The following is a 23,858-nucleotide window of genomic DNA, read 5'->3' as shown; positions in this document are numbered from 1 at the left end:
CGGGATCGCCGAGGCCCGGGGTTACTGAGCGCCGTCGCGGCGAACGCGGTCGCGGCGGCGCAGGAACAGCAGACCACCGGCGACAGCGGTGACCCCCGCGGCGGCCGCCCACCCGACGACGTCCCCGGAACCGGTCGCGGCGAGGCCGCCGCCGGCGAAGCCGGCGGACGCGGGGGCCGACGCGGTGGCCGCCGTCCGGGGCCGCGGGCCGGATCCGTCACCGGAAGCCGAAGCCGAAGCCGTGGCCGAGGCCGAGGGTGCCGGGGTGGCCGCGGTGACCGTGGCCCTGTCCCGGGTGAACGCCAGCGTCCCGAAGCCGAGTTGGTCGTACCCCCCACTGTTCGGCCCGTAGTCCCCGCCACCCCCCTCGGGCGCGGCCTTGGCGGCGATCTGCGTGAGGTAGGTGGCGGACAGCCCGCGCCGCTTGGTGTAGTGGTTGGTGACCATGGCCCAGACCGGCCGCATCTGCGCCGGGTCGGCGGGGGCGACCTGGGTGGGGGTCTGGATCCCCGGCCGATGGTCCAGCTCGGCGTAGGGGGTGTACGGCACGTTTCCGCCCAGGCTCCACTTGGCCACGTACTGAGCGCCCTTGAGGAAGCGGTTGTCGTCGTAGCCGTACAGGTCGATGCCCTGGTTCCAGGCCATCTCGCAGAAGGTGCCCATCAGGCCGACGCCCATCAGCGAGTGCCCCTGGTCGCGCCCGGCCTCCATCCACTGGGCGAGCCCGTCGTCGAGCACGACCGGGATGGCGTGCTTGATCGAGCCCATGCCGGCGCCGTGCTTGAAGTACTCGACGGCCCGCTCGACCTTGGTCTGGTCGTCGCAGAAGATCCCCGTGGCCAGCGCGCAGGCCATGTTGCACAGGTCCCAGTTGGGCCAGTAGTGGGGGGCCGGGGTGCCGTTGTTGTGCCTGACGAGAAAGTCCTCACTCACCGAGTAGAAGACGTCGACCAGCATCTTCTGGAATCTCTCGAGCTGGAAGTCCTGGTGGTCGCGGACGAGTTCGGCCGCATTGGCGGCCTGGTACCCGTATATCCCGGCGGCCAGGAACCGGTCGGCGCTGCCGAAGACCTTCGTCAGCTTCGCCGACCAGGCGTTGAGGATCGCGACGGCGGTGTCGGCGTGCGCGCTGTCACCACTGACGTGATAGCGCAGGGCGTTCTGGTACGCGGCGTGGATGTCGTTGTAGAGGGCCCCGTAGTTCTGCGGCCACGTGCTGCGGGGGCGCAGTTCCACGCCCCGGTACACGATGGCCTGCGGATTGGGTGTCCAGTCGCTCTGCGCATGCCGGTTGGCGGTCAGCTTCGCGTACCCGGCGGTGTAGGGGGCGGCACCGGCCTTCACTTTGGCGGCCATACGGGCGAGGTCGGCGCCGGTGTGGAGGAGTCCGGGATGCGCGAAGGCCCCGCCCGCGGCCACCGCGGGGGTGGCGACAGTGGTGAGACCGACGGCTCCGGCTGCGGCGCCCGTGGCCTTGAGCATGGTGCGGCGGCTGATCTGTCGTGTCACATGCATGGTACGGAGACGGCCGGGACGGCGCCCGATAACGAAAAGTGGGCGGGCACGGGGTCGCACCGGGGCCGGGCGGGGCTTTCAGAGGCGCCAGGCTGGTCGTGGCGGGGCCCCGCTCGTCGAGGGGCCAGGTTGTCCCAAGAGGGCGCAACGGCCCCGTAGACGATCAAGGACCGATCAAGAGTTAGCCTCGGGGCACATCAGTCAAAGCGGTAGGAGGCAGGCATGGCCAGGGTTCCCAGTGCGGTGGTCGCCGCGAGCGGGCTCGTCGGTGGATACGGTGTGGCCCGCTGGACCAAGAAGCGGCAGCTGGGCGGGGCCGTGCTCGCCGTCGCAGGGGCCGCGGCCGCGACGCAGTGGCGGCAACAGGCCGGAGGCAAGGCCGCGGGGGCGCTGACCGCTGCCTATGTTGCCGCCTTCGGGGCTTCTCATCCCTTGGCCAGGAAGGTGGGGGCCTGGCCCGCCGTGTTCGGGGTGGCCGGTGCGGTGGCGCTGGCGTCGTGGGCGGTGGCCGACCGGCGCGGGTAGTTCCGCCGGTCGGGCCGGGGTGTCTACGATGACGCGCCGGTTCCCCCAAGGAGTCCGGCGTCGGGCTCAGTTGTAGAGCGCCACCCTCGGGGCCACCGTGCCCTTGGCCTGGGGGTTGGTGACGGTGAGGCGGTAGACCCGGGTGAGGGTCTCGCCCGCGTGCAGGGTGCGCCGGCCGGTCGGCAGGTCGGTGAAGAGTGTGCCGGTCTGGGTGCCGAGCTGGACGGCCTCCCAGCGGCCGTCCGCCGTGCGGCGCTCCAGCCTGATGTCCGACGGCGCCAGGAACGGCCCCGCGTCCGGGGATTCCACCAGCAGCTGGGGAGCGACGGTCCGGTCCGCCGACGAGTCGTTGCGGTAGGTGACCGTGAACTCGTGCTGCGCGCCGGCGGCCGGGAGGGCGCTCGTGGGCAGGTCCACGAAGCCAGTGGGTATGGCGAGCGCCTGCTCCTGCGATCCCGCGGCCGCGGCCGCTCCCGCGACGGTGTGCTGCGTGGCCGCCATGGCCGGGCTCGCCATGGCCAGTCCGGAGACCGCCACGACGAGGGCCACGGAAGCAAGCCTGAGACGACTGTTCTTCAACGACACGTTCGCTGGTCCTTCGAATTCGCTCGGGTGAACTGGTCCACCCGGTGGGGGGTTTCGCCGACGGACGTCCTCAAGACTACGCAGCGCAGCACACGCAGCCGAACGCGCCCCGCGGACCGGTCGAAAGGACGAGGAAGACGGACCGGATTCCGGTCGAGGGGCGGAAGAAGGCGGATCCGGCTGATCCGGCCCCTGACTGGACGAGCGAGGCGGACAGTGCGCCACAGCCCTCGATCGGGTCGGGTGCAGATGTGAAGACCGTTCGCGGGGCGCACCGCTACCGGTACGGAAAGGCTCGCCGCGGCAAGGAGAGGCGGACGCTTCGCGCGTCCGTCGGTCACCTGTAGATCTTGCCGGGCTCGGCCTTGGAGGGAGCGAGCAGCTGGGAGACGGTCACGAAGGTGTAGCCCTGCTTGCTGAGCGCCTTCAGGATGGAAGGCATGGCCGGCACGGTGCCCTTGTGCAGCGGGTGGAGCAGGATGATCCCGTCGCGTTCGGCGCCCGCCAGTACGCGCTTGGTGATCAGCGCGCTGTCGTCCGTCTCGTAGTCCTTCGCCGTCACCGTCCACAGCACCTGCGCCATCCCCAGTTCTTTCGAGACCTTGGAGACGCGGTCGTCGGTGCGGCCCTGGGGCGGGCGCATCAGCGTCGGCTCGCTGCCGGTGAGGCTGGAGATGGCCTTCGCCGTGCGGCGCAGCTCGTCGCGGATCTGCGCGTCGGAGACATCGGTCAGCACCGCGTGCGTCCAGGTGTGGTCCCCGATCTCGTGGCCTTCCTTGGCGATCCGCCGCACCACGTCCGGGAACTTGTGGATGCGCCGGCCCTCGAGGAAGAACGTCGACGGCGCCTTGTACTCCTTCAGGAGGTCCATCAGCCGGTCGGTGGGTTCGCCCGGGTTGCCGTCGAAGGTGAGCGCGATGCACTTGACCTTCCGGCAGTCCACCTGCCCCGACGGTACGACCGCTCCGGACGCGGCCCGGTCCCGCTCCTCGCGCGGGGAGAGCGTCTCCATCTTGTTCGCCTGGATGACCAAGGCGACGGTCACCGTCACGGCCGCCACCACGGCCAGGGTCAGGAGTATGAGCAGGCGAGGTCTTCTCTTCAGGATGTTCACCCCAAGGAGAGTCATTCAGCGCCGGAAGGGTTGCCCAGCGACCTCGATAGTGAGGCAGGACACCAGTGTGCAGCGCGTTCCAGTGAGCTGCGCCGCTACCTCGGCATCCGGTTCCTCGCCACGGGTGGTACGTCACGTACTCACGTACGTCACCTACGTCACCTACGTCACCGCGTCTGGCGGCGCGCCCTTTGCGGCCACTTCACCGCTGCGCGAATCCGCCACCACAGCCTGCGTACCTCAGGAGTCTCAGTGGAGTAGGTGATCGGTGTCCGCGACTCGTAGTCGGGTCCGTGGCCCAGAGACTTGCCCTCGGGCGGATACTTCTCATGCGGGGTTTGCGTCATTCGCCCTCCTACGGACGATACGTGCCGCAGTTCTTGCGCAGGCCGTTGTCGGACCGGGGCGTCGGGCTGGAGCCGAAGCCGACCACAGCCACCATGACAGGTGACGTTCCCGGCGATGGATGGGCTTCGGTGAGCTACTCGCGGACCTGAGCGTTCACCGTGGGATGCGCGTCACCGCTGTGCGCGTCACCGCTGTCCGCGCCCAGGCCCGCGAGCAGGCGCAGCCCGTCCGCGGCGGGGCTGGTGCGGGCGCGCACGTCCGCGCGCGGTGCTGAGTACCGGTACGGCCCACCGAAAGAATCTGCGCGGGGATGTCGATCCGGGCGGGCTCTGTTCGACGCAGGGGTGAGAGAAGGCCATCAACACGAGAGGTGAAGGCCATGCCCAAGGTCCGCGTACACAACGTGACGATCTCCCTCGACGGCTTCGTGGCCGGCTCGAACCAGCGACTGGACGCCCCCTTCGGTGACGGCGTCGGCTGGGGTGACGAACTGCATGGCTGGTTCGTCTCCGCGATGGAAGATGCCGCCGCGGGCAAGACCGGAATCGATGTCGACTACTTCACCCGCGGCGATCAGAACATCGGCGCCACGATCATGGGGCGGAACATGTTCGGGCCGCAGCGCGGGCCGTGGGAGGACGAGTCCTGGAAGGGCTGGTGGGGCGACAACCCGCCCTACCACCACGACGTCTTCGTACACACCCACCATCTGCGCCCGACGCTGGAGATGGCCGGTGGAACGACCTTCCACTTCACCGACGAGCCGCTGGAGACGGTGCTGCAGCGCGCGTGCGACGCCGCGGGTGGCAAAGACGTCCGGATCGGCGGCGGCGCGGCGGTCATCCAGCAGTATCTGCGCGCCAGGCTGATCGACGAGCTCCACCTGGTGATCGCGCCGATGCTCATTGGGCGCGGGGAGCGGCTGCTCGACAATCTGGGCGACGGGATCGACGGCTACCGGGTGTCCGAGCTGGTCGGCTCGTCGACCGTCACGCACGCGGTGCTGGTGCGCCGCTGACGCGCGGGGTCAGGGGGCGCCGGTGGGTGTGTCGCCGCGGCCGCCGGGGGCCTCGGCGGCGGCCGGCGCCAGGGCCAGGCTGAGCGAGAGGAATCCCGGCCGATGCGCGGCCGGGATTCCTCAAGGCGGTGAGTACCGGTCAGCGGGTGGAGTCGCCCACGCCGTAAACCGCTGGTCTACGGCGTCGGCGGACCGCACCGCATCGCGATCACCGTGGATCGGGCGGGTCAGCGCTGCAGAGTAAGGAGACCCGGCCGCCACGGCAGCAGGTTGTAATCAGTGCCCGGCGGGGTGTTGGGGGACAGGCCCTGGTAGAGGAGCTGCAGGTTGCAGGGGTCGATGGTCATGGTCTGGTCGGGGTTGTTGCGGACCAGGTCGCCGTGGCTGATGTCGTTGGTCCAGGTGGCACCGCTGTTGGCCTTGCCCGCGAAGGGGTTGGACTCGGTGGCGGCCTGCGGGGTCCATGAACCGCTCAGGCTGGAGGCAGTGAACGAGCGGAAGAAACGCTGCTCACTCGCCCCGCGCGCCTCGACGATCATCAGGTACTGGTTCTGCCCCTGGACCTTGTAGACCTGCGGCGCCTCGAACAGATTCTTCACCGTGTCGCTCATGACCGTCGTGTACGACGAGCCGAAGCTGCCCGGGAAGTTCCCGATCGGCATGCTCGCCCGGTAGATGCTGCCGTTGTCACCGGCGAAGAACAGGTACATGTTCTGGCCGTCGGCGATCAGGGTCTGGTCGATCGGGGCGGCGCCGCCGGGGAGGCTGCCGGTGAACAGCGCCTGCGGAGCGGACCAGCTGTTGGGGTTGGTGGGGTCGCTGGAGGTGCGGTAGAAGAAGGGCCACTGACCCCACTGGGACGCCAGTACCCAGATGTTCTTGGGCGCGAAGTAGAACAGGGTGGGCGCGACCGTGCCCTGGTTCATCCCGGTCTGGCCGGCCGACGCCATGTCGGACCAGTTCGTGAAGGGAGCGAAGCCCATCGAGCCGTATGACCCGGATTGGTTGACGGTCGAGGCGTAGACCAGGTGCTTGCCGTTGTACGTCACGTTGGTGAAGTCCTTCAGCGAGACCCAGCCGTTCGCCGGCTGCGCGAGCGGACCGGTCGAGCTCCACCGGTACGTCGACGGAAGCGAACACGTGCTGCCCGTCCCGGACAGGCCGGTCCACTTCTGGTTGCTGCCACCGGTGCAGTTCCAGAGCTGCACCGCCGTGCCGTTGGCGGTGGCACCACCCGACACGTCCAGGCACAGCCCGGACTCCACGCCGACGACCGTGCCGTCGGAGTTCACCCGCCATTGCTGGTTCGTGCCGCCGTTGCAGGACCAGATCTCCACCTTGGTCCCGGCCGTGGTGGCGTGGCCCGGGACGTCCAGGCACTTGTTGCCGTAGACGGTCAGCTGGTTGCTGTCCGTCAGCGTCCATTGCTGGTTGGCTGCGCCGTTGCAGTCCCAGATCTGCAGGAGCGTGCCGTCGGTCTGGCTGGCGCCCGGCACATCGAGACACCGCCCGGAACCGACGCCGCGTAAGGCGCCGCTGGTGGCGGCCTGAGCCGGGCCGGCGACGAGCAGCGCCGCCAACGAGACCAGGGCCGCGATCGCGGCGGCGAGCACCGCAGACGGATGCCTGCGGCTGAAATGTCTTGTGCGCATGGAGACCTCGTACTCCTCGTAGTCCTCGAGCAAGCGGTTCCGGTTGGCCCCGACGGGGGCTGTGCGGACTGTCGATGCAGTGCGGGTTTGCATGTTCGCTATATCGAACAAGGATCGAAGTGTCGAGCAACCGGATCATAGGGAACCCGTGAACGGCGTCAATACCTCTCGCACGATTCGCGAGCAGAAACCTTCGCAGGCTGAAACCGGCCGGCTTCAACTTCCCTGGTGCAGCAGGGCCTTGGAGTGAGTTGGCGATGGCGTGCGGGCGGGCCCCGGTGGAGGCCTGTGCTCTCGGGTATCTCCAGCTCGGAGGTGAGGCAGCTCGATCCGGCCGGTCATCAGGACGTTGTGGTTTGCGAAGAGGGCGTCGAGTGCGAAACGTCGGCGAATGTACGGCGCCCATGCGGCGTTTCGGGGGCACCGAAGTGGTGTGGCCGCTGGTTCCGCACAGCCCCGGCTCATGTGCCTCTCCCGGCCACCGCCACGTCACCCGAAGGCAGAAGCTGCCGGAGTAGCGTGTGAGCTGTGGTGCGACGATGTGGAACGCTGCGCTGCGTTCTTCCGCCGCCTCGGGATGCCCGAGCGCTTCCGCTTTCCGCCGGACGGGGAGCCGCGCCAGGTCGAGGTGGATGCCGCAGGAGTGCGGATCGGCTTCAGCTCGGCCCGCGTGGGCGCCGAACTCTTCGGCATCACCACAATTCCCGGGGAGAACACCGAGGTCGTGTTGTGGTGCGACGACGTCGATGGCCTGCACCGGACGGCACTCGACGCAGGAGGCGAACCCGTGACGAGCCCGACCGACTCACCGGACGGACGTCTTCGATACGCCTGGCTGCGCGATCCCGAGGGGCACCGCGTGAAGCTCGTTCAGGAGCGGGGCTGAGGGCCGCCCCGCAAGTTGCTCCACGAGTGCGATGTCGTGACGTTCCCGGCGGTGGATGGACGTCGGTGAGCTACTCGCGGACTCGACCATTCACTGGGGGATGCGGGTCACTGCTGTGCGCGTCACCGCTGTGCTCGCCCAGGCCCGCGAGCAGGCGCAGCCCGTCCGCGGCGGGGCTGCCGGGGGCCGCGGACAGCACCAGCAGCTCCACACCCGACTCGTCCGGTAGTGCGAAGTTCTCCTGGTGCAGTTCGAGCAGTCCGACCAGCGGGTGCCGGTACGCCTTGCGTCCATGTGTGCGGGCGCGCACGTCCGCGCGGGCCCACAGGCGGCGGAAGCGCTCGCTGCCCATCGCCAACTCGCCGATGAGCGAGGCCAGTCGGGAGTCCTCTGGATATTTGCCGGCGGCCAGGCGCAGATGCCCGACCACGTCGAGGGTGCACTGCTCCCAGTCCGCGTACAGGCCGCGCTCGGCCTCCTCGAGGAAGATGTGCCGCGCGGTGTTCAGGCCCGGCATCGGCCGGCCGTAGAGGAGCCCGGCGAGGCGGTTCCCAGCGAGCACGTCCAGGCGGTGGTTCATGATCAGTGCGGGTGCGTCGGCGACCAGGTCGAGGACCCGTAGCAGCTCCGGCCGGATCCGCCCGCCCGGTGCCTTGGCGCGGCGGCGGCGCTGCCGGGCGAGCCGGTAGAGGTGCCCGCGTTCGGTCTCGTCGAGGTTGAGGACGCGGGCGAGCGCGTCGAGAACCTGCTCGGAGGGCTGGGTCGCGCGGCCCTGCTCCAGGCGTACGTAGTAGTCGACGCTGACTCCGGACAGGTGCGCGACCTCCTCGCGGCGCAGCCCTTCGACCCGGCGGCGGCTGTCGGTGGGGATACCGGCGGCGGCCGGGTCGACCCGGGAACGCCGGGTCCGCAGGAAGCCCGCAAGATCGTCCATGTCCCCAGTATGGGCTCGGAGTTGTCCGTGAGGGTGGTCCTGCCGGTACCAGGAAGTCCAGTCCGACGGAAGAGGAGCCCCTGAACGCCGGGCGTCGCGACGCCCAGGATCGAAGGCACCAGATCCGAAGGAGTTCCCATGAAGACCATGAAGACGCTGATCGTCTACGCCCACCCGGAGCCGAAGTCGCTCAACGGCTCGCTGAAGAACCTCGCGGTGTCCACCTTGGAGACCGCCGGGCACGAGGTACGGGTGAGCGATCTGTACGCGATGAACTGGAAGGCGGTCGTGGACGCCGCGGACTACGGCCCCCACGCCTCAAGTCCGCTGAAGGTCGCGCTCGACTCGGGCCGGGCCTTCGACGCCGGAGCGCTCACCCCGGACGTACGCGCCGAGCAGGAGAAGCTGCTGTGGGCCGACACGATCATCTTCCAGTTCCCGCTGTGGTGGTACACGATGCCCGCGATCCTCAAGGGCTGGGTGGACCGGGTGTTCACCTACCACTTCGCGTACGGCGTCGGAGAGCACAGCGACACCAGGTACGGCGAGCGCTTCGGCGAAGGCACCCTCGCCGGCAGGAAGGCTCTGCTGTCGGTGACCGCAGGCGGCCCGGAGTCGCATTACTCCGCCCGCGGCATCAACGGCCCCATCGACGACCTCCTCTTCCCGATCCACCACGGCATCCTCTACTACCCGGGCATCGAGGTGCTGCCGCCGTTCGTGCTGTACGGCGCCGACCGGATGACCGACGAGGACTACCCGGACGTCGCCAAGGCCTGGGAGCAGCGCCTGCTCACCCTGGAGTCGACCGAACCGATCGCGTTCCGGCGGCAGAACTTCGGCGACTACGAGATCCCCTCGCTGCACCTGAAGGAGGGCCTGGAGCCCGCGGGCCGCACGGGGTTCGGGCTGCATGTGCGGGGGTGACCGCCGGGCCGATACCCCGGTCACCGGCGCACTCCCGTGGGCAGATCGCGGACGTCAGGGAAGGAGCCTTTGCTCCACCCCACCCTCCAGCTCATGTGAGCCGCCGTATTCGTCGTCTCGGCGACGGCTGGGTCATTCGTTGTTCCAGAACGCCAGTGCTTTACCGATCAGCTCCTTGGCTGCATCTCCGTAACTCGCGGCGCTGCTGAGGGCGTTGAAGGCCTTGTCGTGGAGGGCGAGTTCGTCCGGGTCGGTGATGTCGACGCCGGAAGAGACGAGTTCGTAGTGGACGCTGTCGTCGCCACGCGTGTTGAAGCCGGGCATGGGGACGACGCTCAGTTCGGCGGTGGCGGCGAGGACGCCGAGGGTGAGTGAGGGCAGATCGATGTCCCGGAGAAGGCGCTCCATCTGCCCGTGCATCACCTCAGGCCCTCCGACGTTCGTGTAGAGGGCCTGCTCGCCGAGGATCACGTCGTAGTGGTGCTCACCGTTGTACAGAACCTGCTGCCGCTCCATCCGCTTTGCCACCCCCGCCGGTACGTCGTCCGGAACCTCGAGGAAGTCGACGACCCGGCGCAGGATGACGGTCGCGTAGGCCTCGGTCTGGAGAGTGCCCCAGATCATGTCGGGGACGTACCCCTTGCCGTGCCGGGTCTGTTGGTACCAGCGGATCACCTCGTCCTGGATGTCCTCCGTGCCGGTGGACAGGCGCTGTTGCCACGGGACCGAGCTCGTCATTCGCATTCCCTTCTGGGCCGCTGCGGTGCGTGGGTCACCGGACAGGACACGTTAGTTCGGGGTTCGAGCGGTTCGGAGAGCATGTCACTACTGCGAGTGACAGATACGAGGGGCGTTCGAGGTAGAAGCCGAGTGAAACGTCAGCTCCTGAATCCAGCCTCGTTGCAAGGGAGTTGACCATCGAGGCGAGCCGGGCCGCGTCTCGGTCGCTCTCCGAGGCGAACCGAGGCGCGTACTGGGCAAGGCGCTCACCGATCCAGGCCGTGGCTTCCTTGGCCTCATCCCACGTGCCACGAACCAAGGCACGCGGTTTGACGAGCCAGTACGCCGTTTCCAGCGGAGGGAGATCCGAGGTGGGGAACTCCGCCGTCACCTCGCGATAGCGCTGGATCAACTCCGCCTTGCTTCCGGCCGGGGGTGGATCTGGATGGGGCGGGCGCCGTAGGGCTTCATTGTCGAAGCGTTGTTTCGGGCCTGTCCACAGATATCCGTGATGGTGCACCAGTCGTCCCCATCTGGTGTCGAAGATCGGGGGAAACCGGTCCCGATTCCTTTGGGAACGGGACCGGTTGTGAGAGGAGAGGGATGGTCAGACAGGCAGCCCGAACTTCGCCGGGTCGATGCCGGCCGAGTCCAGCTCCTCCGTGGTGAACCGGAGCGGTTCCATGTCCGGCCGCTTGCTGTCGCCCAAGGCCCAGGCGTTGTCGCCGATACGAGCCAGGGTCACGCATCCTTCGGTGCAGGGCCCTCCGCATGCCTTCACGAAGGAGGCCCCGTCGATGTCCAGCCCGTACAGATCGGTTCCGTCCAGCATTACTGCACCTTCCTGCTTCGCTGTCGCGGCCATGCAGACCGCCGCCGCCCATGCGGGCGGGAGTTCATGGGTGAGGCGAGCGCCTCAGTCGTTGAAGGACACCTGGCGCTGCGCACAGCGCAGGCACTTGCACGGGGGCCATTCCATGGTGGCCAAGGGGGCCAGATCATCTGTATTGAAGATGGCCCGCTCAGATTCCCAGGTCTGCCCGGAATCACGAGAGACGCGTATCGTCATCAACGGGCGGTCCGCAAATAGACTGGTCTCTCCGTCAGGGATCATTCCCCGTGGGTCTCTGCCTGATGTCGAGCCAGATCCACGTTCGCGTCGGATGCGGCGCTGTAGTCGCCTCTGGAACGGGCATTCTTCCTGCGAACGCAAATGCCGAGACATGTGCCACACGCCTGCACTGCGCTTGGTTCAGCAGGAAGTTCTGTAAGGCCGTAACCTTGCGGCTTCTGTGGACCCGGCATTGTTCCTCCCCGACTTCATGGCGAATCTATGATCCATCGCCATCGCAGGGGATTCGAGCAATATTCCCGTTACGGACTAAAGATCATCGATAGTCGTTGGCCCACTGCTGCAGCAGGGCCCTTGCTTCATCTCTGAAGCAAGCGTGCTGCTCGAAGGAGGAGAACACGGCAAGATACTCGGAGACGTCACGGGAATCTCGAAAGACCATGCGACCGGTGAAGTTCTCGACTGTGGCAAGCCGGTTGTCGTAGACCGTGAAGGTGTTCATCGGCCCGCGTGTCATGACGGTACCCACTGGAATGACGCCGATACGAAGATTCGGAAGGTGGGAAAGTGATATCAGGCGGTCGATCTGCAACGCCATGGCTGGTGCCGGGACGATCGCCCACCGCGCTGCCTGCTCGGTCAGGACGAAGGTGAAGGCCTTCGAGGTGTCATAGAGAACAGCCTGGCGCTCCAGCTTGCGTGCCATCGTCTTTGAAGAGTCGCCAGGTGTGTGGGTCAGGCTGGCGCGAACATAGTCAGGCGTGGCCAGCAGGCCAGTGATCATGGCAGGGAGGAAATATCTCAGCTCCGTGGCCTCGCGCTCCAGCGATGCCAGCTCAGTCTGTCGCTTCTCCATTCCGCGGCGCCAGGACGAACGTTTGTCCTGCCACTCGGTATTCGCGATGCGCGCGAGAGCCGTAACTTCCGCCATTATTTCGGCAGGAGCGTCGAGAGCTCGAAGGATGCGTTCGACATCCACGAGCTTCGGTGTCTTCTTGCCGGTCTCGAACTTGCTGATCTGGCTCTGAGACATGTTGCAACGCCGAGCGAGCCGGTCCCCTGTGAGACCGGCTCGCTTACGCAACTCGCGGAGCGTTTGTGCGAGATCGTTTCTCGACTGCCCCAGCTGCTCAGGTTCGAAGGTCACTGCATTCTTTCACGTACTCGGAGAACGGCACCGAGTGAGCTATCGCAATGCGCTTCCACTCCAAGTACGGCGCAATATCACCGCTGAACACCTCTCGGTTGATCTGCGTTCCGTCCGCTCGAAAGTTCAGCTGCACTATGCGAGTCTCGTCGAACATCCACCAGTCGGTTCCCGACAGGGGAAGTCCGTAGTCATCCTGTGTGACATCCAGGATTCGGATATCCTCGCCGGCCGCTATGTTTCCGGGAATTCCCCATGCGAACTGGTACCGCTGATAGTCCGTCAGCGGCTGTCGCACGATCCGTACTCGCCCAATGGTGCGGCCTGAGGACACGTATCCGCGCACGCGCTCGTGCCAGCGTGCGTTGTGCTGATCGGGCTTCGGCTCACCGCGAAGGAAGCGGGCGACGTTTTCAGCTTCCCTGGGCATGGTGTAGGTGGGCTGGGCTTCGAATCGCCACGCGTCACGCTCGTACGCGTCGAACGTCCTCCGCCACTCGTCACCATCCAAGAGCACGTACGGCCTCCTTGAGCACCGACTCGGGGATCTCCACCAGGGCCTCACCTTCCGGAGTTCGGAAGGCATCTGTCACGTTCCCCTGGACCACGATGGAGCCGCTGGCCGAGCGGTAGACGTTCGGGCAGTCGTCGTCATCGCAGTTGGGCCCGTTGACCGTCCCAGTGAGCCGAGTCAGATCCTCGCGCGCCATGGCGCCCCCTTCTGTGCCATCCCGTCTGGATGGCCCCTGTGGACGACGCTACGGAGGGCATCGTTCCCCGTCCACGCAGACTCCGAAATATTCCCGACCTGGCATAAATGATCTCGAAGACGGTGGTCAGGGCGCGGGACTGGTTTCGCCGTCCCTACGACGGTCCTTGGGGTGTGGTGGGCCTCGTGCCTCGGACGAGCACGGTCTGCACCATGCCTTCCTTGCCGGGCGGCGGCGCGATGATCCAGCTGGCCACGTCTACGAAACCGAAGGCGCGCAGGTGGCTCTCCCATACGGCGTCTGGATAGCACCACCGCATAGCCGGCGCCTCCTCGCCGTGCAGAACGGGTCCGTATTCGCCGTTCTCGGGTGGTCGGTGCGAGAACACCAAGACACCACCGGGCTTGAGCCTCCGCAGGATCTTGGGCAGCAGCACTCCCGGGTCGGTGAACCAGACCGCACCGAAGACGCTGTAGACCGCGTCGAACTCCTCTGGGCAGGTGTCCAAGAACGCGGCTGCGTCTGCTTGGTGCAACTCCATGCGGACACCGGAAAGAGCACGCGCCGCCGTGATCTGATTCCCAGACAGGTCGACGCCGACCGCGCGACCGCCGCGTGCAGCGATGTGGAAGAGATTCCTGCCCTTCCCACAGCCCAGGTCGAGGACGCTTGTGCCAGGGCCTGTCGGCAGCAACTCCAGTTGCGGGCCGTGGTTGGGGTGCCCAGTCCACTGCGTCCAGTGGAAGCGGGTCGGATCACGATCCCACAGTCTGGCTTGGCTGCCGTCGCCGTAGGCGTCCCAGGCATCCTCCTCGGTGGCGTGTTGCGTCACGCTCTCTCCTCTTCCGTGACCAGTGCCCCGACCGGTGGGCGCATGATGGCGCGCCTTCCCTCGGGCAACGAGCACGGAGGGGTACCTGGCACGGCTCGTGATCCATCAGCCGGCAGTGATTGTGCACCGCGGTTTCACGGTCAGCACGTCATTCAGATGCTCGGATTGCGCTCGTAGGAGGGCGCTTCGTCGGGGAAATCGTCCGGGAAGACCTCGCTCACGATGTCCCCCCGCATGACGCTCAGCAGGTAGCTCTCCACGGGGCCTTCGAAGAGGTCGTAGTCGTTGCCGCGGCCTTCCACGACGAGGACGGCCCACATTCCGGGGTCGGGGTGAGGGATCAGGAAGCAGGCGTCCGCGTTGTCCGTGCCGCCCCAGCGGACCAACTGGTCGGGCTGTACGCCGCGTTGTGCCAGGAGTTCGCGGATATGCGGACGGATTTCGAAGAACTTCTCCCCGATTTCTTTCGCCCGGGACACCAGATCGACGTTTTCGTTGTCGGCGCCCGCCCGGTATACGCGGAGGAAGTCGTCGAACTTCGAGCCGCCGAAGACGTCCAGGAAGCGCCTGAAGGCGGCGGGAAAGGTGACACCCAGTGCAGCCTCGGTCCGTTCCCAGTCGTTGACGACCACTCCCGCCTCGCCGGTCGCCGGGAGTGCCGCCAGGAGTTCCAGATCCGTCATGAGCTGCCTACTTGTTGATGATGGTTTGATCGATGTCAAGGCCACCGCCCTTGGCGGTCACGTGAACGCCGGAGGGGATCAGGTCCGTGGGGTTCGCGTAGACGGGCGTCGCCGAGTACTGCACGTCGTGCCCCGCGTCGACCACCCTATAGATCTCCTGCTCCAGGTCCTTCATGACCACGTTGTTTGCCTTGTCGTACATGATCACGATGTTTTCGGGGGCGGCTCCGTCACCGCCCAGGGACTTCGCGAGCAGATGTCCTCGCGTGTGTTTGGCGGAGTCCCCGAGCCAGCCAGGTGGCTTGACCCGCCTGCTGGCCTTACTCCCCGTATCGAGCATCGACTTGGTGATCGTCGTGTCGACACCCTGCGCCCGCCCGAGAGTGTCGAGCGGCTTGGCGTACGGCGGCGGCTGGCGGGCTGCGCCGTAACCACCACCCTGGCCCGTGCGATATGCCGCACCCAGGCCGTCCAGGTCGTCGGCCGCCGCGGTCACGCCGCCGGGCGTGGCCAGTTCGGGGCCGAGTGAGGGCACGCGGACGCCGCCCAGCAGCTCGGTCCAACCGCCGGCGCTCCCGGCGGCCCGGACCGCCGATCCCGGGCTCAGCCAGGAATGCCATCGTCCTGGGCACCGAGACGATGCTCACGCTTACTAGGCGGGCGCGGGACAGTCCAAGCAGCGGAAAGCTCTAGGCGTGCTGCCCGCGGTGGTGCTTGCCTCGAACTCAGAGAAGCCGCCGCTGCTGTTGCGATACACCACGCCAATCCCGTGCTCGGCCAGCAGGTTGCGGAGGTCCTCGCGAGGGAGTTCGGGGGTGAGAACCATCAAGTGGAGCGGCTGGCTGTGGGCAATGCTTCGCAAGTGGTGCCGCGCTAGCAGGAGTTGAGCCATGGCTTCCGCTATCGACTCGCTGGCCGCACTCCCTGTCGGTTCATAGACCGTGTTACTGGTTGGGTTGTAGAGCTCGAGCATGAGTTGAGCCGTTGCGTCGCGCATCGACACCTCTAGCTGGCCGATCGTTTCTCCTGCAGCCAGAGAGCTCTCTTCGAAGGTGTCTGCCAGGTCATCGCGAGTAGCAGCCACATGGTCGACGTCGGACCACTGTCCCCGCTGGCGTTTCTGGCGTCGATAAGCGCGGGGGAGCTTGGCCGCAGTGCGGTTGAACCGGGAGCGGGGATTGGTGGTCCGCGGGAGGGTGTCCTCTTCCCGTCGGATGTATGGGCCGGTGGGGCGTAAGCGGAACACGATTACATTGCGATCTACGCCTAATTCATCCTTAGCTCCCCGTATTTCGAACGGCTTGCGCTCATCGACCTTGAATTCACCTATGTACATATGTGTCCGGGTATCGCTACCGGCGACCTTGCCCACGGCGATGAACAGATGCAGGGTGCGACCCATTTCGGCGTGCTCCAGGATTGACCTGTTGCCGCCCGCGAGGGCCTGATCGCCACGCTTCCCGACGCCGGTATAGGTGAATATGGGGCCGATGTCGTCATTCTCGGCAAGCCATCCGTCGCGATACCCGAAGCCCTCGCCGGCCTTGCTGTCGGAGAAGATGAGGACGTTCCTCTTCTCGACTGCTGGGCAGATTCCGGCGAAGCCGGATCCGCCGAGTACGGGATGTATTTCTGCGCGCGTGAGGATCTGGCCGGGGCGAAACCCGGACGTGTGGGTCGTCATGATCCGAGGCTAGTGGTTTCACTGCGCACAGAGTGGCAGATCTGACGCAGGTCGCGCGTGATGGCATTGTGATGGCGCCCGGCCCAGGTGAGGATGGCGCCATGGGTGACGCGACGGCGACGGTCTTAGCAGGTGGCATCGGGCTCATAGCAGCAGTCATCGGGGCGGTGATCGCGGGGAGGTACGCAGAGCGGGGAGCAAAGGTAGGCGGACGTAAGGCGGTTGAGGCCGCGCTTGCACAGGTTCACGGGGAAGCGGCAGCAGAGCATTGGCAGTGGGTGCGCAGCCAGCGATACCAGTCCTTCGCCTCTCTTCTCGCGGCCTACACGGCTCTTGATGAAGTGCTCGCACGCATCACACCTGAGGTCGGGGGTGGGACCCCACTTGATGCAGCAACGAGAGATGAACTGCGGCGGGCTGCGCTAGAACTGCAAGACAAGACCAGCCTATTGGCGCTGTGGGGGCCGGATGAGGCAAGGGGGCTGGCGTACGCCTTGACACGGACGGCCGTTGCGACGGTCAGCTCCTTGCTTCAAGTGGAGAGAGCAACTTCCGAAGGGCGTAACCCAGACTGGCCGAGCTATGAACAGGCGAGGAGTGGGATGACCGATGCCTATTCGACTTTCCTCCAGAGAGCTGGGGAGATAATTCGCGATCCTATGCAGACCGTCAGTTGACGCGGCTCGCTGTCTGGGCAATGGCGCCTATGAAGTTCTTCCATGTGGCTCTGCTGAGAGTGAGTTGCGGCCCCGAGGTGACCTTCGAGTCGCGCACTGCGATGGCCCCGGCGAGCGCGGCCATTTCCAAACACTCGCCCCCCATGCCATTGCTGTAGCTGCTCTTACGCCATTGGATGCTGGATGGCGGCATCATCGGGAGTGCTCCTCCAGGAGTCTCGAGATCAGCAAGGTCGAACGCTGAGGGCTCAGTGCCAAGGCTCTGAGGTGGTCGAATGCTTTCGTGTAGAGGGCTACGTCCTTGGGCTCTTCGAGGTAGACCGAATCGGTGAGTCCCTCTCGGTAGACCAAGTCTTGGTCCTCCTGCTCTGGGAAGCCGAGGACAGTGAACGACCCGGTGGTGGGGTAGGCGCCCGCGTCGAACGGCAGGACCTGGACGGTCACGTTCTTCAACTTACCGATTTCCAGCATACGTTCGAGCTGGTGGGTCATGACCTGGCGGCTGCCGACCACGTGCTGCAGTGCGCTCTGGTGCACAACGGCCCACAGGTCGGGTGCACTTTCGCCGGTGAGTGGCTCCTGGCGACGCATGCGGACGTCGACCATGCCCTGAATGTCCTCGGCGGTGTGATCGACCCACGCGCGGCACTGCTCGGCTGCGTACTCAGCCGTTTGCAACAAGCCGGGGATGAACTCGGCTTGGTAGCTGCGCAAGTTGGAGGCTGCCTGTTCGAGGCCGACGTACACGGAGAACCAGGCGGGGATCGCGTCGCCGTGAGCGTGCCACCACCCCTTTGTCTTTGACTCCTTGGCCAACGACTTCAGGAGGTCGCGTAGTTCTTCGGCGGTCCCGTAGAGGCGGCAAAGGGCGTCGACGTCCGAGGGTTGGACCCGCCCCTGTCCCGTCTCCATGCGGCTGACCTTGGAGCTGCTCCAGTCCAGCTCCTTCCCCACCTGGCTACAGGTAAGGCTGCTCTCCTCGCGTAGCCGCTTGAGCTCGATCGCAAGTCGGCGACGGCGAGCCGTGGGAGATCCGGCCATGTCAACTCCTCGTGGATTAGCGGAAGGTCCATCCCATCGGAAGGGGCGCGAAAGGCCAATCACCCCAAAGAGGGAATCCCCCCGTGCATGTTGCATGAAGGGACACTCGCTGCGACTCTGTCACTCGGAGTCATCAGGTGATGCACAGTGCGCAACGGAACGTGGGAAGGTGGATGAAGATGATCTACGTGAGCGGTCGCGTCGGACGAGAGCCCTGGCTGCATGTGTTCATTGCCCATCCGAGTGAAGTCGCCCAGTTGAGACGGACGTTGAGGCTGCGGCTCATCCTGTGGGGGCTGCCCGATCACGTGGACGCTGCACAGATCTGTGTATCGGAGCTCGTAACCAACGTCATTCGGCATGTCGGTGAGGGAACGCCCACAACGCTCCGCATGACGCTGAGTGAGTCACATCTACGCCTGGAAGTTGAGGATCCCGATACGCGGGCGTTGCCCACCTTGCTCGCCGCCAGCACCGCTCTGGAGTCCGGGCGGGGGATGGCACTCGTCGATGCGGTAACCGACCACCGGTGGGGTGTGATTCTTCGCAGCAGCTCCAAGGTGGTGTGGTGTGAGCTCGCTGCCGGTGCCTCCGTCACCGGTGGTCAGGCAAATGGCCCCCGGGTCACGCGGGCTGAGGCGATCCTTGATCTGTATGGCTCCTGGCCACTCCCGCACGGCAGGACGATGGCAGAGGGGGGCAGTCTGCTGAGCACCGCAGCGGCAGAGGAGGCTGCCATCGAGGTCATGGCCGACGTGCTGCACTGGCTGAGTGCGCACGGCTATGACCCCGATGACGTGCTCGACCGAGCTCAGACTCACTTTGAGGCTGAGCTCGGTGAGGCCGTCTGAAGGTTGCCGAGCCTTCTAGCCCGCGGTGATACCCGAGTACGACCACACATCCGCAGGCAGCTCTTCATGCAGCTGCCAGGTGATGGCCATGGGCTTGCTGCCCTCGTGGCGGACATACGTCGCCGGGCCGAGCAGCATCCAAGGGTGGGCCTTGCCGATGTCGGTGTCTTTGTAGCGCCGCATGAACAGCAGGACGTGGCTCCCGCGTTGCATGTGCTGCTGGTAGCGCAGGCCTGTGGGAGAGGTGGCAGCGGTTGTGCTCTGTGACTCCCAGTGGAAGAGGGAAGGGCTCAACGCGTAGTCCTTGTACCGGACCGTGGGGGAGAAGTCCTTCTCGTTCTTCTCGAGAGTGATCAGTAGTGCGTCCGTCTGGTTCTGCTCGTCCCACAGGACACCCTGTGCAAAGGATCCCGGCATCTGGCCGCCCAGGCGGGCGACACCAAGCGCGGCCAGGATCTCCGAGCGGTTGTAGGCACTGTGGATCTTCAGAGGGATGTGGGCGTGCGGACCCTCGAGTGGGAGGGGGAAGTGGTCGGCTTGCCGTATCACGTGGTCGAGTACCTGTCGCAGTTCGCTACGGAAGGCTCGCTGCTCGCGGAGCGATTCGAGCCCTTCCGCGTAGGAGTTGAACCCTCCAGCCTTGTCCCAGAGGTTGAAGAACAGCATGCGCGCGTACGTCTGGTACTTCGCGCTCAGCGAGTCGTACGTCGGCGCGTCATCGCTCAACAAGCGCATATACGCCTCAGCGCGTTCGCTGTCGTCGACGTGCAAGAACGCGTGCACACGCTTCAAGAGGTCCTCTTCGCCAGCCTGTTCAGGAAGGTCGGCCAGGCCAGCGCGGCGTAGGACTGTCGTCCATGAGTTGCTCGACTTGTACAACTCCCGGATTTCACGGCGACTCTCCTTGAGGTAGTCGGCGAGGACCGGTGTGTCGAAGGTCCTCACTTCCTTGGCGAGGGTCTGGACGGTTGCCTTGATCTGGGTGCGAATGTTGTCCAGCACCAACTTCTTGGACTTGCCCTCAAGGATGATCTGGCAGCCGGATGGCAGCAGAGGGAAGTCGTGCTCGGCGTGCTCAAGGAGCCGGTTGCGCGACAGGTTGGTCATCGCGCGGAACTGCTCCTCGAAGCGGAACTCGGCACGATGTTGGCCGATGAAGTCGAGCACAGTGAGCACGGGCTTGTCCGGGGTGCGGCGCAGACCTCGACCGAGTTGCTGAAGGAAGACGGTGGCGCTGTTCGTGGGGCGCAGGAGGAGGATCGTATCGACGTCCGGGATGTCCAAGCCCTCGTTGAAGAGGTCGACGGAGAAGATGATTTGGATCTCTCCCGCCTTGAGCTGGGACAGAACGTGGTCACGGACCTCGGGCTTGGACGCGCTGTCCAAGGCTTCAGCTTTGAAGCCTGCGTCTTGGAAACACTTCGCCATGAAGTGAGCATGTTTCCTGCTGACACAGAACCCGAGGGCCCGCATATGCATCGGGTCGGACACTTTGTCCCGTACCTGCTTGATGACGATGCGGGCACGCGCGAGGTCCCCGGAGAACAAGTTGCCGAGCTGGCTCTGGTCGTACGTACCTGAGCGCCAGTTGAGACGAGTGAGGTCCGTTCCATCGGGCACGCCGAAGTAGTGGAACGGGCAGAGGAGGTCGTTGTCGAGCGCCTCCCAGAGCCGCATCTCGGCGGCGATCCGGCCTTCGAAGAACTCGTCCTGCACATTCAGGCCGTCTGCGCGCTCGGGAGTGGCGGTCAGACCAAGGAGCTGTTTCGGCTTGAAGTGATTGAGAACGCGGCGATATGTCGTAGCCGTAGCGTGATGGAACTCGTCGATGACGATGATGTCGAAGTGTTCTGGGTCGAACTGGTCGAGTCGCTGATCGGTGAGTGACTGGACGCTGGCAAAGACGTGCTTCCAGTCACGGGGCAGCTCGCCGCTGTAGAGCTCTTCGCCGAAGGACGCGTCGTCGAGCACTTCGCGGTACATACGGAGCGACTGCCGCAGGATCTCCTTGCGGTGTGCCACGAAGAGCAGCCGTGGGTACTCCTTGGCGCCCCACTCCTTGTGCAGGTTGCGGTAATCGAGGGCGGCCATGACCGTCTTGCCCGTACCGGTCGCAGCGACAAGCAAGTTGTGGTGGTGACCGCGTACCTCACGTTCGACTCGCAGTCGCTCCAGCATGTCGGCCTGGTGTGGGTGGGGGCGAACCTCAAGGCCGGAGAGGCTGATCTTGGCATCTTGGCTGGACGGCGAACCGCCCGCCACGATCAGAGCCTCGTCCAGCTTGCGGGCGTCGCGATCGGGGTCGTACAACTCAAAAGCGATGTCATTCCAGTACGCGTCGAAGGTGGCCTCGAATTTGTTGAGCACGACTGGAGTGGCCACGGATGACAGGCGTACGTTCCACTCCAGGCCGTCGAGCAGTGCGGCCTTCGAGAGGTTGGAACTGCCTACGTACGCCGTGTCGAAACCGCTGTTTCGTCGGAACAGCCAGGCCTTCGCGTGGAGGCGGGTCGAGCGGGTCTCGTAGTTGACCTTTACTTCGGCACCGAAGTCGCGGACGAGCCGGTCGAGTGCGTGGCGGTCTGTTGCGCCGATGTAGGTGGTGGTGATGACTCGGATGGGGACGCCGCGTTCGGCGGCGGCACGAAGAGAGTCTTCGAGCACGCGCAGGCCGTACCACTTCACGAAAGCGCAGAGCAGATCGATGCGGTCTGCTGTTGCCAGCTCAGCGCGGAGCTCGCTGCCGAGGCTTGGATCTTCGGGGGAGTTAGTGATGAGCGCGGTTTCCGATAGTGGCGTGAGAGGCCGTACCGCGTAGACACCGGGAGCCTCCCGCTCGGCGAGTGCCAGCAGCTGCCGGGGGCCATCGGCGATGGTGCCTATGACTTCGTCCGCATCCGGGTCCGGTGCGTGAGTGGCCAGAGACTGCAGGATCTGGTTGGCAACGGTCACCTGTTTGTTCTGGGGCAGTTGACTGAGCCTGCGCCCCACCGCCTCGCTGATGTGGCGTGCCAGCACGTGGGGCGCAGACTCTTCGCTGACCTCTTCGTCGATTGCCTTCCAGCCTGCGGCTTCGAGCCGCTCCATCCGGTCATGCAGAGTCCGCGTGATGAGTTGCTCGTAGACACCTGCGACCGGCTGCGCCGAGTCCCCCGATTCCGCCACGACTGCTCCCTAGATCCTTCGTGCCGATGGATCTGTTCTAACAGCAGTCACTGACAATCGAAGCTCTTCCGCTGAAAAGTGATCGTTTTTGGACAGGTGAAGTGTGGACGCGACTACGTATGACGCATGACCTGGTAGATCGTCTCGGAAGTGGGCGCCGGGTGAGGGACGTCGTGCCAGCCGATTGCCTTCGCTCGCTCCGAGATGGCTTCGCGGGCGGCTGCGGCGGCTGTTTCGTCTTCGAAGAACGCGATGGACAGTCCTTTGCCCGTGGCCGGGTCGACGAGGTGGTACGCGCCATGGACACCCGGTAGGCCTGCCACTGCCTCCAGTACCCAGTCCCGATCGTCGTCGGGCATCGGATCCCAAACGGCTACTCGCGCGATCATTGCGTCCTCCCGTGATGCTTGGTGGCCTCGGGCTCGGTGTACCGGTCAACCGTGATCAGCTCACTGCTACCGCCCCGAAACGATCACGCCCCGTGGCACCCCTCATAAACCCGCCCCGACCCACACCAACACCCAGCCCCCCGCTGCGGCGGCCACTCCACAGCCCGCCCCCGCGCCGCCAGCGTCGTCGCGTACTGCGGCAACAGCTCCGCCTCCCCAGGCGAAGCCATCTCCGAAGCGGCAAATGCCTCATAAGAAGGCACCGTCCCCGTCACAATCCCCAGGTTCGGCGTGCCGGAAGCGGCCAGCTCCCGTAGCGACCCCTCTATCGTCGCCAGGTGCTCCTCATGCGACGGGTACTCCGCCGCCAGCGCCGGGTACGCCTCGACCAGCTCCGACAGCTCCCCCGCCGGCCAATGCAGCACCGCCACCGGGAACGGCCGGGACAGTGCCTCCCGATACGTCCCCAATTCCGCCCGCAGTCGCGAGATCTCCGCCGCCAGTTCCGCAGGGTTGTCCGACCCCAGCGACCACACCCGCTTCGGGTCGTGCAGCTCGTCCAGCGAGACCGGGGACGAGTGGAGCAGGTCCGCAATGGTGTCCCACTCGTCGTGGGCCACGCCCAGCATCCGGCGCACCCGGTGGCGGCCGAACAGCAGCGGGTGCGTCGAGTACGGGGGCTCCTCCACATCCGTCAGGAGCACACGCGCCCCCTCCGTGAAGGTCTCCTCAGCCGCCTCAAGCTCGTCGTGGGCCTCCAAAGCCTCCGCCACGATCACCCACGGGGCCGGGTCGCGCGGAGCCCCGGCGCGGATGCCGTCGATGATCGCTCGGGCCTCGGCCTCGTGGCCGTACTCCCAGAGGTTCGAGGCCTTGAGGGCTCGTACCAGGTAGGGGTTCTCCAGGCCCGCCTGGGACGACAGCAGGCGGTCGTAGAGCGTGGTCGCGGCGGGGCGGTCGCCGGACAGTTCCAGGTGGGCCGCGGCCTGGAGAAGCAGGGCCTCGGCGTCCTCGGGGTACAGGCCGGCGGTTCGCTCCAGGCGGGCCGCTTCGGCGGTGTGGTCGACGTTCTCGGCAGGCGTGTCGGGGCGCATGAGGGAAACCGTACTGCCCATCCGTGGCGAAGAAGAGGTATGTGCTGGTCAAAGGGTGGGGATCACGTGAGCCCTTCGGCACGCCCGGTCGCCGCCCACACCATGGTCACCAGCGCTGTCGCGACGATGCCCGCTCCTACGTACAGCGGAGCCGTGTAGCCCAGGCCCGAGCTCATCGCGACCCCGCTCAGCCACGCCCATTACCTTCCTTGTAGAGCCCGGTTCGGGCTCGTGGCCTCCAGGCCCGGTATGACTCGTTGCCCCTGTCCTTGATGATCCGGGGGGTGCT

General features: G+C 65.9%; 27 protein-coding genes. 6 read left to right on the top strand and 21 right to left on the bottom strand.

Annotation, left to right across the window (positions count from 1 at the left end; all coding sequences use genetic code 11):
• Nucleotides 1-21 precede the first annotated feature (21 nt).
• Nucleotides 22-1,515, bottom strand: coding sequence for an alginate lyase family protein (locus ACFY1U_RS44295; protein WP_390699764.1), 1,494 nt, complete (start codon nucleotides 1,513-1,515; stop codon nucleotides 22-24).
• Nucleotides 1,516-1,737: 222 nt separating this feature from the next.
• On the opposite strand from ACFY1U_RS44295, the gene ACFY1U_RS44290 reads away from it, so the two are divergent.
• Nucleotides 1,738-2,040 (top strand): hypothetical protein, encoded by a 303-nt coding sequence (locus ACFY1U_RS44290; RefSeq protein WP_390699763.1) that lies wholly within the window; start codon nucleotides 1,738-1,740, stop codon nucleotides 2,038-2,040.
• A 66-nt stretch (nucleotides 2,041-2,106) separates the two neighbouring features.
• On the opposite strand, the gene ACFY1U_RS44285 is transcribed toward ACFY1U_RS44290, so the two are convergent.
• The 3 genes from ACFY1U_RS44285 to ACFY1U_RS44275 all read right to left on the bottom strand — a co-directional run bounded on the left by ACFY1U_RS44285 (nucleotide 2,107) and on the right by ACFY1U_RS44275 (nucleotide 4,343).
• Nucleotides 2,107-2,625 (bottom strand): signal peptide protein, encoded by a 519-nt coding sequence (locus ACFY1U_RS44285; protein WP_390699762.1) that lies wholly within the window; start codon nucleotides 2,623-2,625, stop codon nucleotides 2,107-2,109.
• Nucleotides 2,626-2,962: 337 nt separating this feature from the next.
• Nucleotides 2,963-3,739, bottom strand: a complete 777-nt coding sequence (locus ACFY1U_RS44280; protein WP_390699761.1) for a polysaccharide deacetylase family protein — start codon at nucleotides 3,737-3,739, stop codon at nucleotides 2,963-2,965.
• Between the two features lie 481 nt (nucleotides 3,740-4,220).
• A complete protein-coding gene (locus ACFY1U_RS44275) occupies nucleotides 4,221-4,343 on the bottom strand; it encodes a hypothetical protein (RefSeq protein ID WP_390699760.1) in 123 nt (40 codons plus the stop codon).
• A 123-nt stretch (nucleotides 4,344-4,466) separates the two neighbouring features.
• On the opposite strand from ACFY1U_RS44275, the gene ACFY1U_RS44270 reads away from it, so the two are divergent.
• On the top strand, nucleotides 4,467-5,105 hold the full coding sequence (locus ACFY1U_RS44270; protein ID WP_390699759.1) for a dihydrofolate reductase family protein: 639 nt from the start codon (nucleotides 4,467-4,469) through the stop codon (nucleotides 5,103-5,105).
• Nucleotides 5,106-5,332: 227 nt separating this feature from the next.
• On the opposite strand, the gene ACFY1U_RS44265 is transcribed toward ACFY1U_RS44270, so the two are convergent.
• Nucleotides 5,333-6,757 carry a non-reducing end alpha-L-arabinofuranosidase family hydrolase gene (locus ACFY1U_RS44265; protein ID WP_390699758.1) on the bottom strand — a complete coding sequence of 475 codons (1,425 nt, stop codon included), beginning with the start codon at nucleotides 6,755-6,757 and terminating at the stop codon, nucleotides 5,333-5,335.
• Between the two features lie 391 nt (nucleotides 6,758-7,148).
• Between ACFY1U_RS44265 and ACFY1U_RS44260 the strand changes: the two genes are divergently transcribed.
• Nucleotides 7,149-7,643, top strand: coding sequence for a VOC family protein (locus tag ACFY1U_RS44260; protein WP_390699757.1), 495 nt, complete (start codon nucleotides 7,149-7,151; stop codon nucleotides 7,641-7,643).
• 70 nt (nucleotides 7,644-7,713) lie between these two features.
• Here ACFY1U_RS44260 and ACFY1U_RS44255 read toward each other — a convergent pair whose 3' ends face one another.
• A complete protein-coding gene (locus ACFY1U_RS44255) occupies nucleotides 7,714-8,577 on the bottom strand; it encodes a helix-turn-helix transcriptional regulator (protein WP_390699756.1) in 864 nt (287 codons plus the stop codon).
• Nucleotides 8,578-8,724: 147 nt separating this feature from the next.
• Here ACFY1U_RS44255 and ACFY1U_RS44250 point away from each other — a divergent pair, with 147 nt between their 5' ends.
• Nucleotides 8,725-9,504, top strand: coding sequence for an NAD(P)H-dependent oxidoreductase (locus tag ACFY1U_RS44250; protein ID WP_390699890.1), 780 nt, complete (start codon nucleotides 8,725-8,727; stop codon nucleotides 9,502-9,504).
• Between the two features lie 132 nt (nucleotides 9,505-9,636).
• Here the strand turns inward: ACFY1U_RS44250 and ACFY1U_RS44245 are convergent, their stop codons facing one another.
• The 10 genes from ACFY1U_RS44245 to ACFY1U_RS44200 all read right to left on the bottom strand — a co-directional run bounded on the left by ACFY1U_RS44245 (nucleotide 9,637) and on the right by ACFY1U_RS44200 (nucleotide 16,352).
• The gene (locus ACFY1U_RS44245; protein ID WP_390699755.1) at nucleotides 9,637-10,242 is read right to left on the bottom strand and encodes a DUF5753 domain-containing protein; all 606 of its coding nucleotides are present in this window, start codon (nucleotides 10,240-10,242) and stop codon (nucleotides 9,637-9,639) included.
• A gap of 34 nt (nucleotides 10,243-10,276) precedes the next feature.
• The gene (locus ACFY1U_RS44240) at nucleotides 10,277-10,744 is read right to left on the bottom strand and encodes a hypothetical protein (RefSeq protein WP_390699754.1); all 468 of its coding nucleotides are present in this window, start codon (nucleotides 10,742-10,744) and stop codon (nucleotides 10,277-10,279) included.
• A gap of 87 nt (nucleotides 10,745-10,831) precedes the next feature.
• Nucleotides 10,832-11,056, bottom strand: coding sequence for a DUF397 domain-containing protein (locus ACFY1U_RS44235; protein WP_390699753.1), 225 nt, complete (start codon nucleotides 11,054-11,056; stop codon nucleotides 10,832-10,834).
• A 556-nt stretch (nucleotides 11,057-11,612) separates the two neighbouring features.
• Nucleotides 11,613-12,443, bottom strand: coding sequence for a helix-turn-helix domain-containing protein (locus ACFY1U_RS44230; protein ID WP_390699752.1), 831 nt, complete (start codon nucleotides 12,441-12,443; stop codon nucleotides 11,613-11,615).
• Complete coding sequence (locus ACFY1U_RS44225) at nucleotides 12,427-12,960, bottom strand: DUF6879 family protein (protein WP_390699751.1); 534 nt, start codon at nucleotides 12,958-12,960, stop codon at nucleotides 12,427-12,429. The genes ACFY1U_RS44230 and ACFY1U_RS44225 overlap by 17 nt, the downstream gene beginning before the upstream one ends.
• Nucleotides 12,944-13,153 carry a hypothetical protein gene (locus ACFY1U_RS44220; RefSeq protein WP_390699750.1) on the bottom strand — a complete coding sequence of 70 codons (210 nt, stop codon included), beginning with the start codon at nucleotides 13,151-13,153 and terminating at the stop codon, nucleotides 12,944-12,946. Before ACFY1U_RS44220 ends, ACFY1U_RS44225 begins: the two co-directional genes overlap by 17 nt.
• Before the next feature lie 154 nt (nucleotides 13,154-13,307).
• On the bottom strand, nucleotides 13,308-13,985 hold the full coding sequence (locus ACFY1U_RS44215) for a class I SAM-dependent methyltransferase (RefSeq protein ID WP_390699749.1): 678 nt from the start codon (nucleotides 13,983-13,985) through the stop codon (nucleotides 13,308-13,310).
• Nucleotides 13,986-14,137: 152 nt separating this feature from the next.
• Nucleotides 14,138-14,668: a hypothetical protein gene (locus ACFY1U_RS44210; protein ID WP_390699748.1), complete on the bottom strand. Its 531-nt coding sequence runs from the start codon at nucleotides 14,666-14,668 to the stop codon at nucleotides 14,138-14,140.
• A 7-nt stretch (nucleotides 14,669-14,675) separates the two neighbouring features.
• Entirely contained in the window at nucleotides 14,676-15,203 is a 528-nt protein-coding gene (locus ACFY1U_RS44205) for a DNA/RNA non-specific endonuclease (RefSeq protein ID WP_390699747.1), read from the bottom strand.
• Nucleotides 15,204-15,320: 117 nt separating this feature from the next.
• Nucleotides 15,321-16,352, bottom strand: coding sequence for a hypothetical protein (locus ACFY1U_RS44200; RefSeq protein ID WP_390699746.1), 1,032 nt, complete (start codon nucleotides 16,350-16,352; stop codon nucleotides 15,321-15,323).
• 101 nt (nucleotides 16,353-16,453) lie between these two features.
• Between ACFY1U_RS44200 and ACFY1U_RS44195 the strand changes: the two genes are divergently transcribed.
• On the top strand, nucleotides 16,454-17,029 hold the full coding sequence (locus ACFY1U_RS44195) for a hypothetical protein (protein ID WP_390699745.1): 576 nt from the start codon (nucleotides 16,454-16,456) through the stop codon (nucleotides 17,027-17,029).
• On the opposite strand, the gene ACFY1U_RS44190 is transcribed toward ACFY1U_RS44195, so the two are convergent.
• Nucleotides 17,022-17,222 (bottom strand): DUF397 domain-containing protein, encoded by a 201-nt coding sequence (locus ACFY1U_RS44190; RefSeq protein ID WP_390699889.1) that lies wholly within the window; start codon nucleotides 17,220-17,222, stop codon nucleotides 17,022-17,024. The two genes, ACFY1U_RS44195 and ACFY1U_RS44190, sit on opposite strands and share 8 nt — an antisense overlap.
• Nucleotides 17,222-18,070: a helix-turn-helix domain-containing protein gene (locus ACFY1U_RS44185; protein ID WP_390699744.1), complete on the bottom strand. Its 849-nt coding sequence runs from the start codon at nucleotides 18,068-18,070 to the stop codon at nucleotides 17,222-17,224. Before ACFY1U_RS44185 ends, ACFY1U_RS44190 begins: the two co-directional genes overlap by 1 nt.
• A gap of 173 nt (nucleotides 18,071-18,243) precedes the next feature.
• On the opposite strand from ACFY1U_RS44185, the gene ACFY1U_RS44180 reads away from it, so the two are divergent.
• Nucleotides 18,244-18,921 carry an ATP-binding protein gene (locus ACFY1U_RS44180; RefSeq protein WP_390699743.1) on the top strand — a complete coding sequence of 226 codons (678 nt, stop codon included), beginning with the start codon at nucleotides 18,244-18,246 and terminating at the stop codon, nucleotides 18,919-18,921.
• Nucleotides 18,922-18,936: 15 nt separating this feature from the next.
• Here ACFY1U_RS44180 and ACFY1U_RS44175 read toward each other — a convergent pair whose 3' ends face one another.
• The 3 genes from ACFY1U_RS44175 to ACFY1U_RS44165 all read right to left on the bottom strand — a co-directional run bounded on the left by ACFY1U_RS44175 (nucleotide 18,937) and on the right by ACFY1U_RS44165 (nucleotide 23,569).
• Complete coding sequence (locus tag ACFY1U_RS44175) at nucleotides 18,937-22,086, bottom strand: DUF3427 domain-containing protein (RefSeq protein WP_390699742.1); 3,150 nt, start codon at nucleotides 22,084-22,086, stop codon at nucleotides 18,937-18,939.
• Between the two features lie 113 nt (nucleotides 22,087-22,199).
• Nucleotides 22,200-22,475 carry a hypothetical protein gene (locus ACFY1U_RS44170; RefSeq protein ID WP_390699741.1) on the bottom strand — a complete coding sequence of 92 codons (276 nt, stop codon included), beginning with the start codon at nucleotides 22,473-22,475 and terminating at the stop codon, nucleotides 22,200-22,202.
• An 83-nt stretch (nucleotides 22,476-22,558) separates the two neighbouring features.
• Nucleotides 22,559-23,569 (bottom strand): hypothetical protein, encoded by a 1,011-nt coding sequence (locus ACFY1U_RS44165; RefSeq protein WP_390699740.1) that lies wholly within the window; start codon nucleotides 23,567-23,569, stop codon nucleotides 22,559-22,561.
• Between the last annotated feature and the right edge of the window lie 289 nt (nucleotides 23,570-23,858).

Source organism: Streptomyces sp. NPDC001351, from assembly GCF_042896045.1.
GTDB lineage: Bacteria > Actinomycetota > Actinomycetes > Streptomycetales > Streptomycetaceae > Streptomyces.
This window is presented reverse-complemented; position numbering and strand designations above follow the sequence as displayed.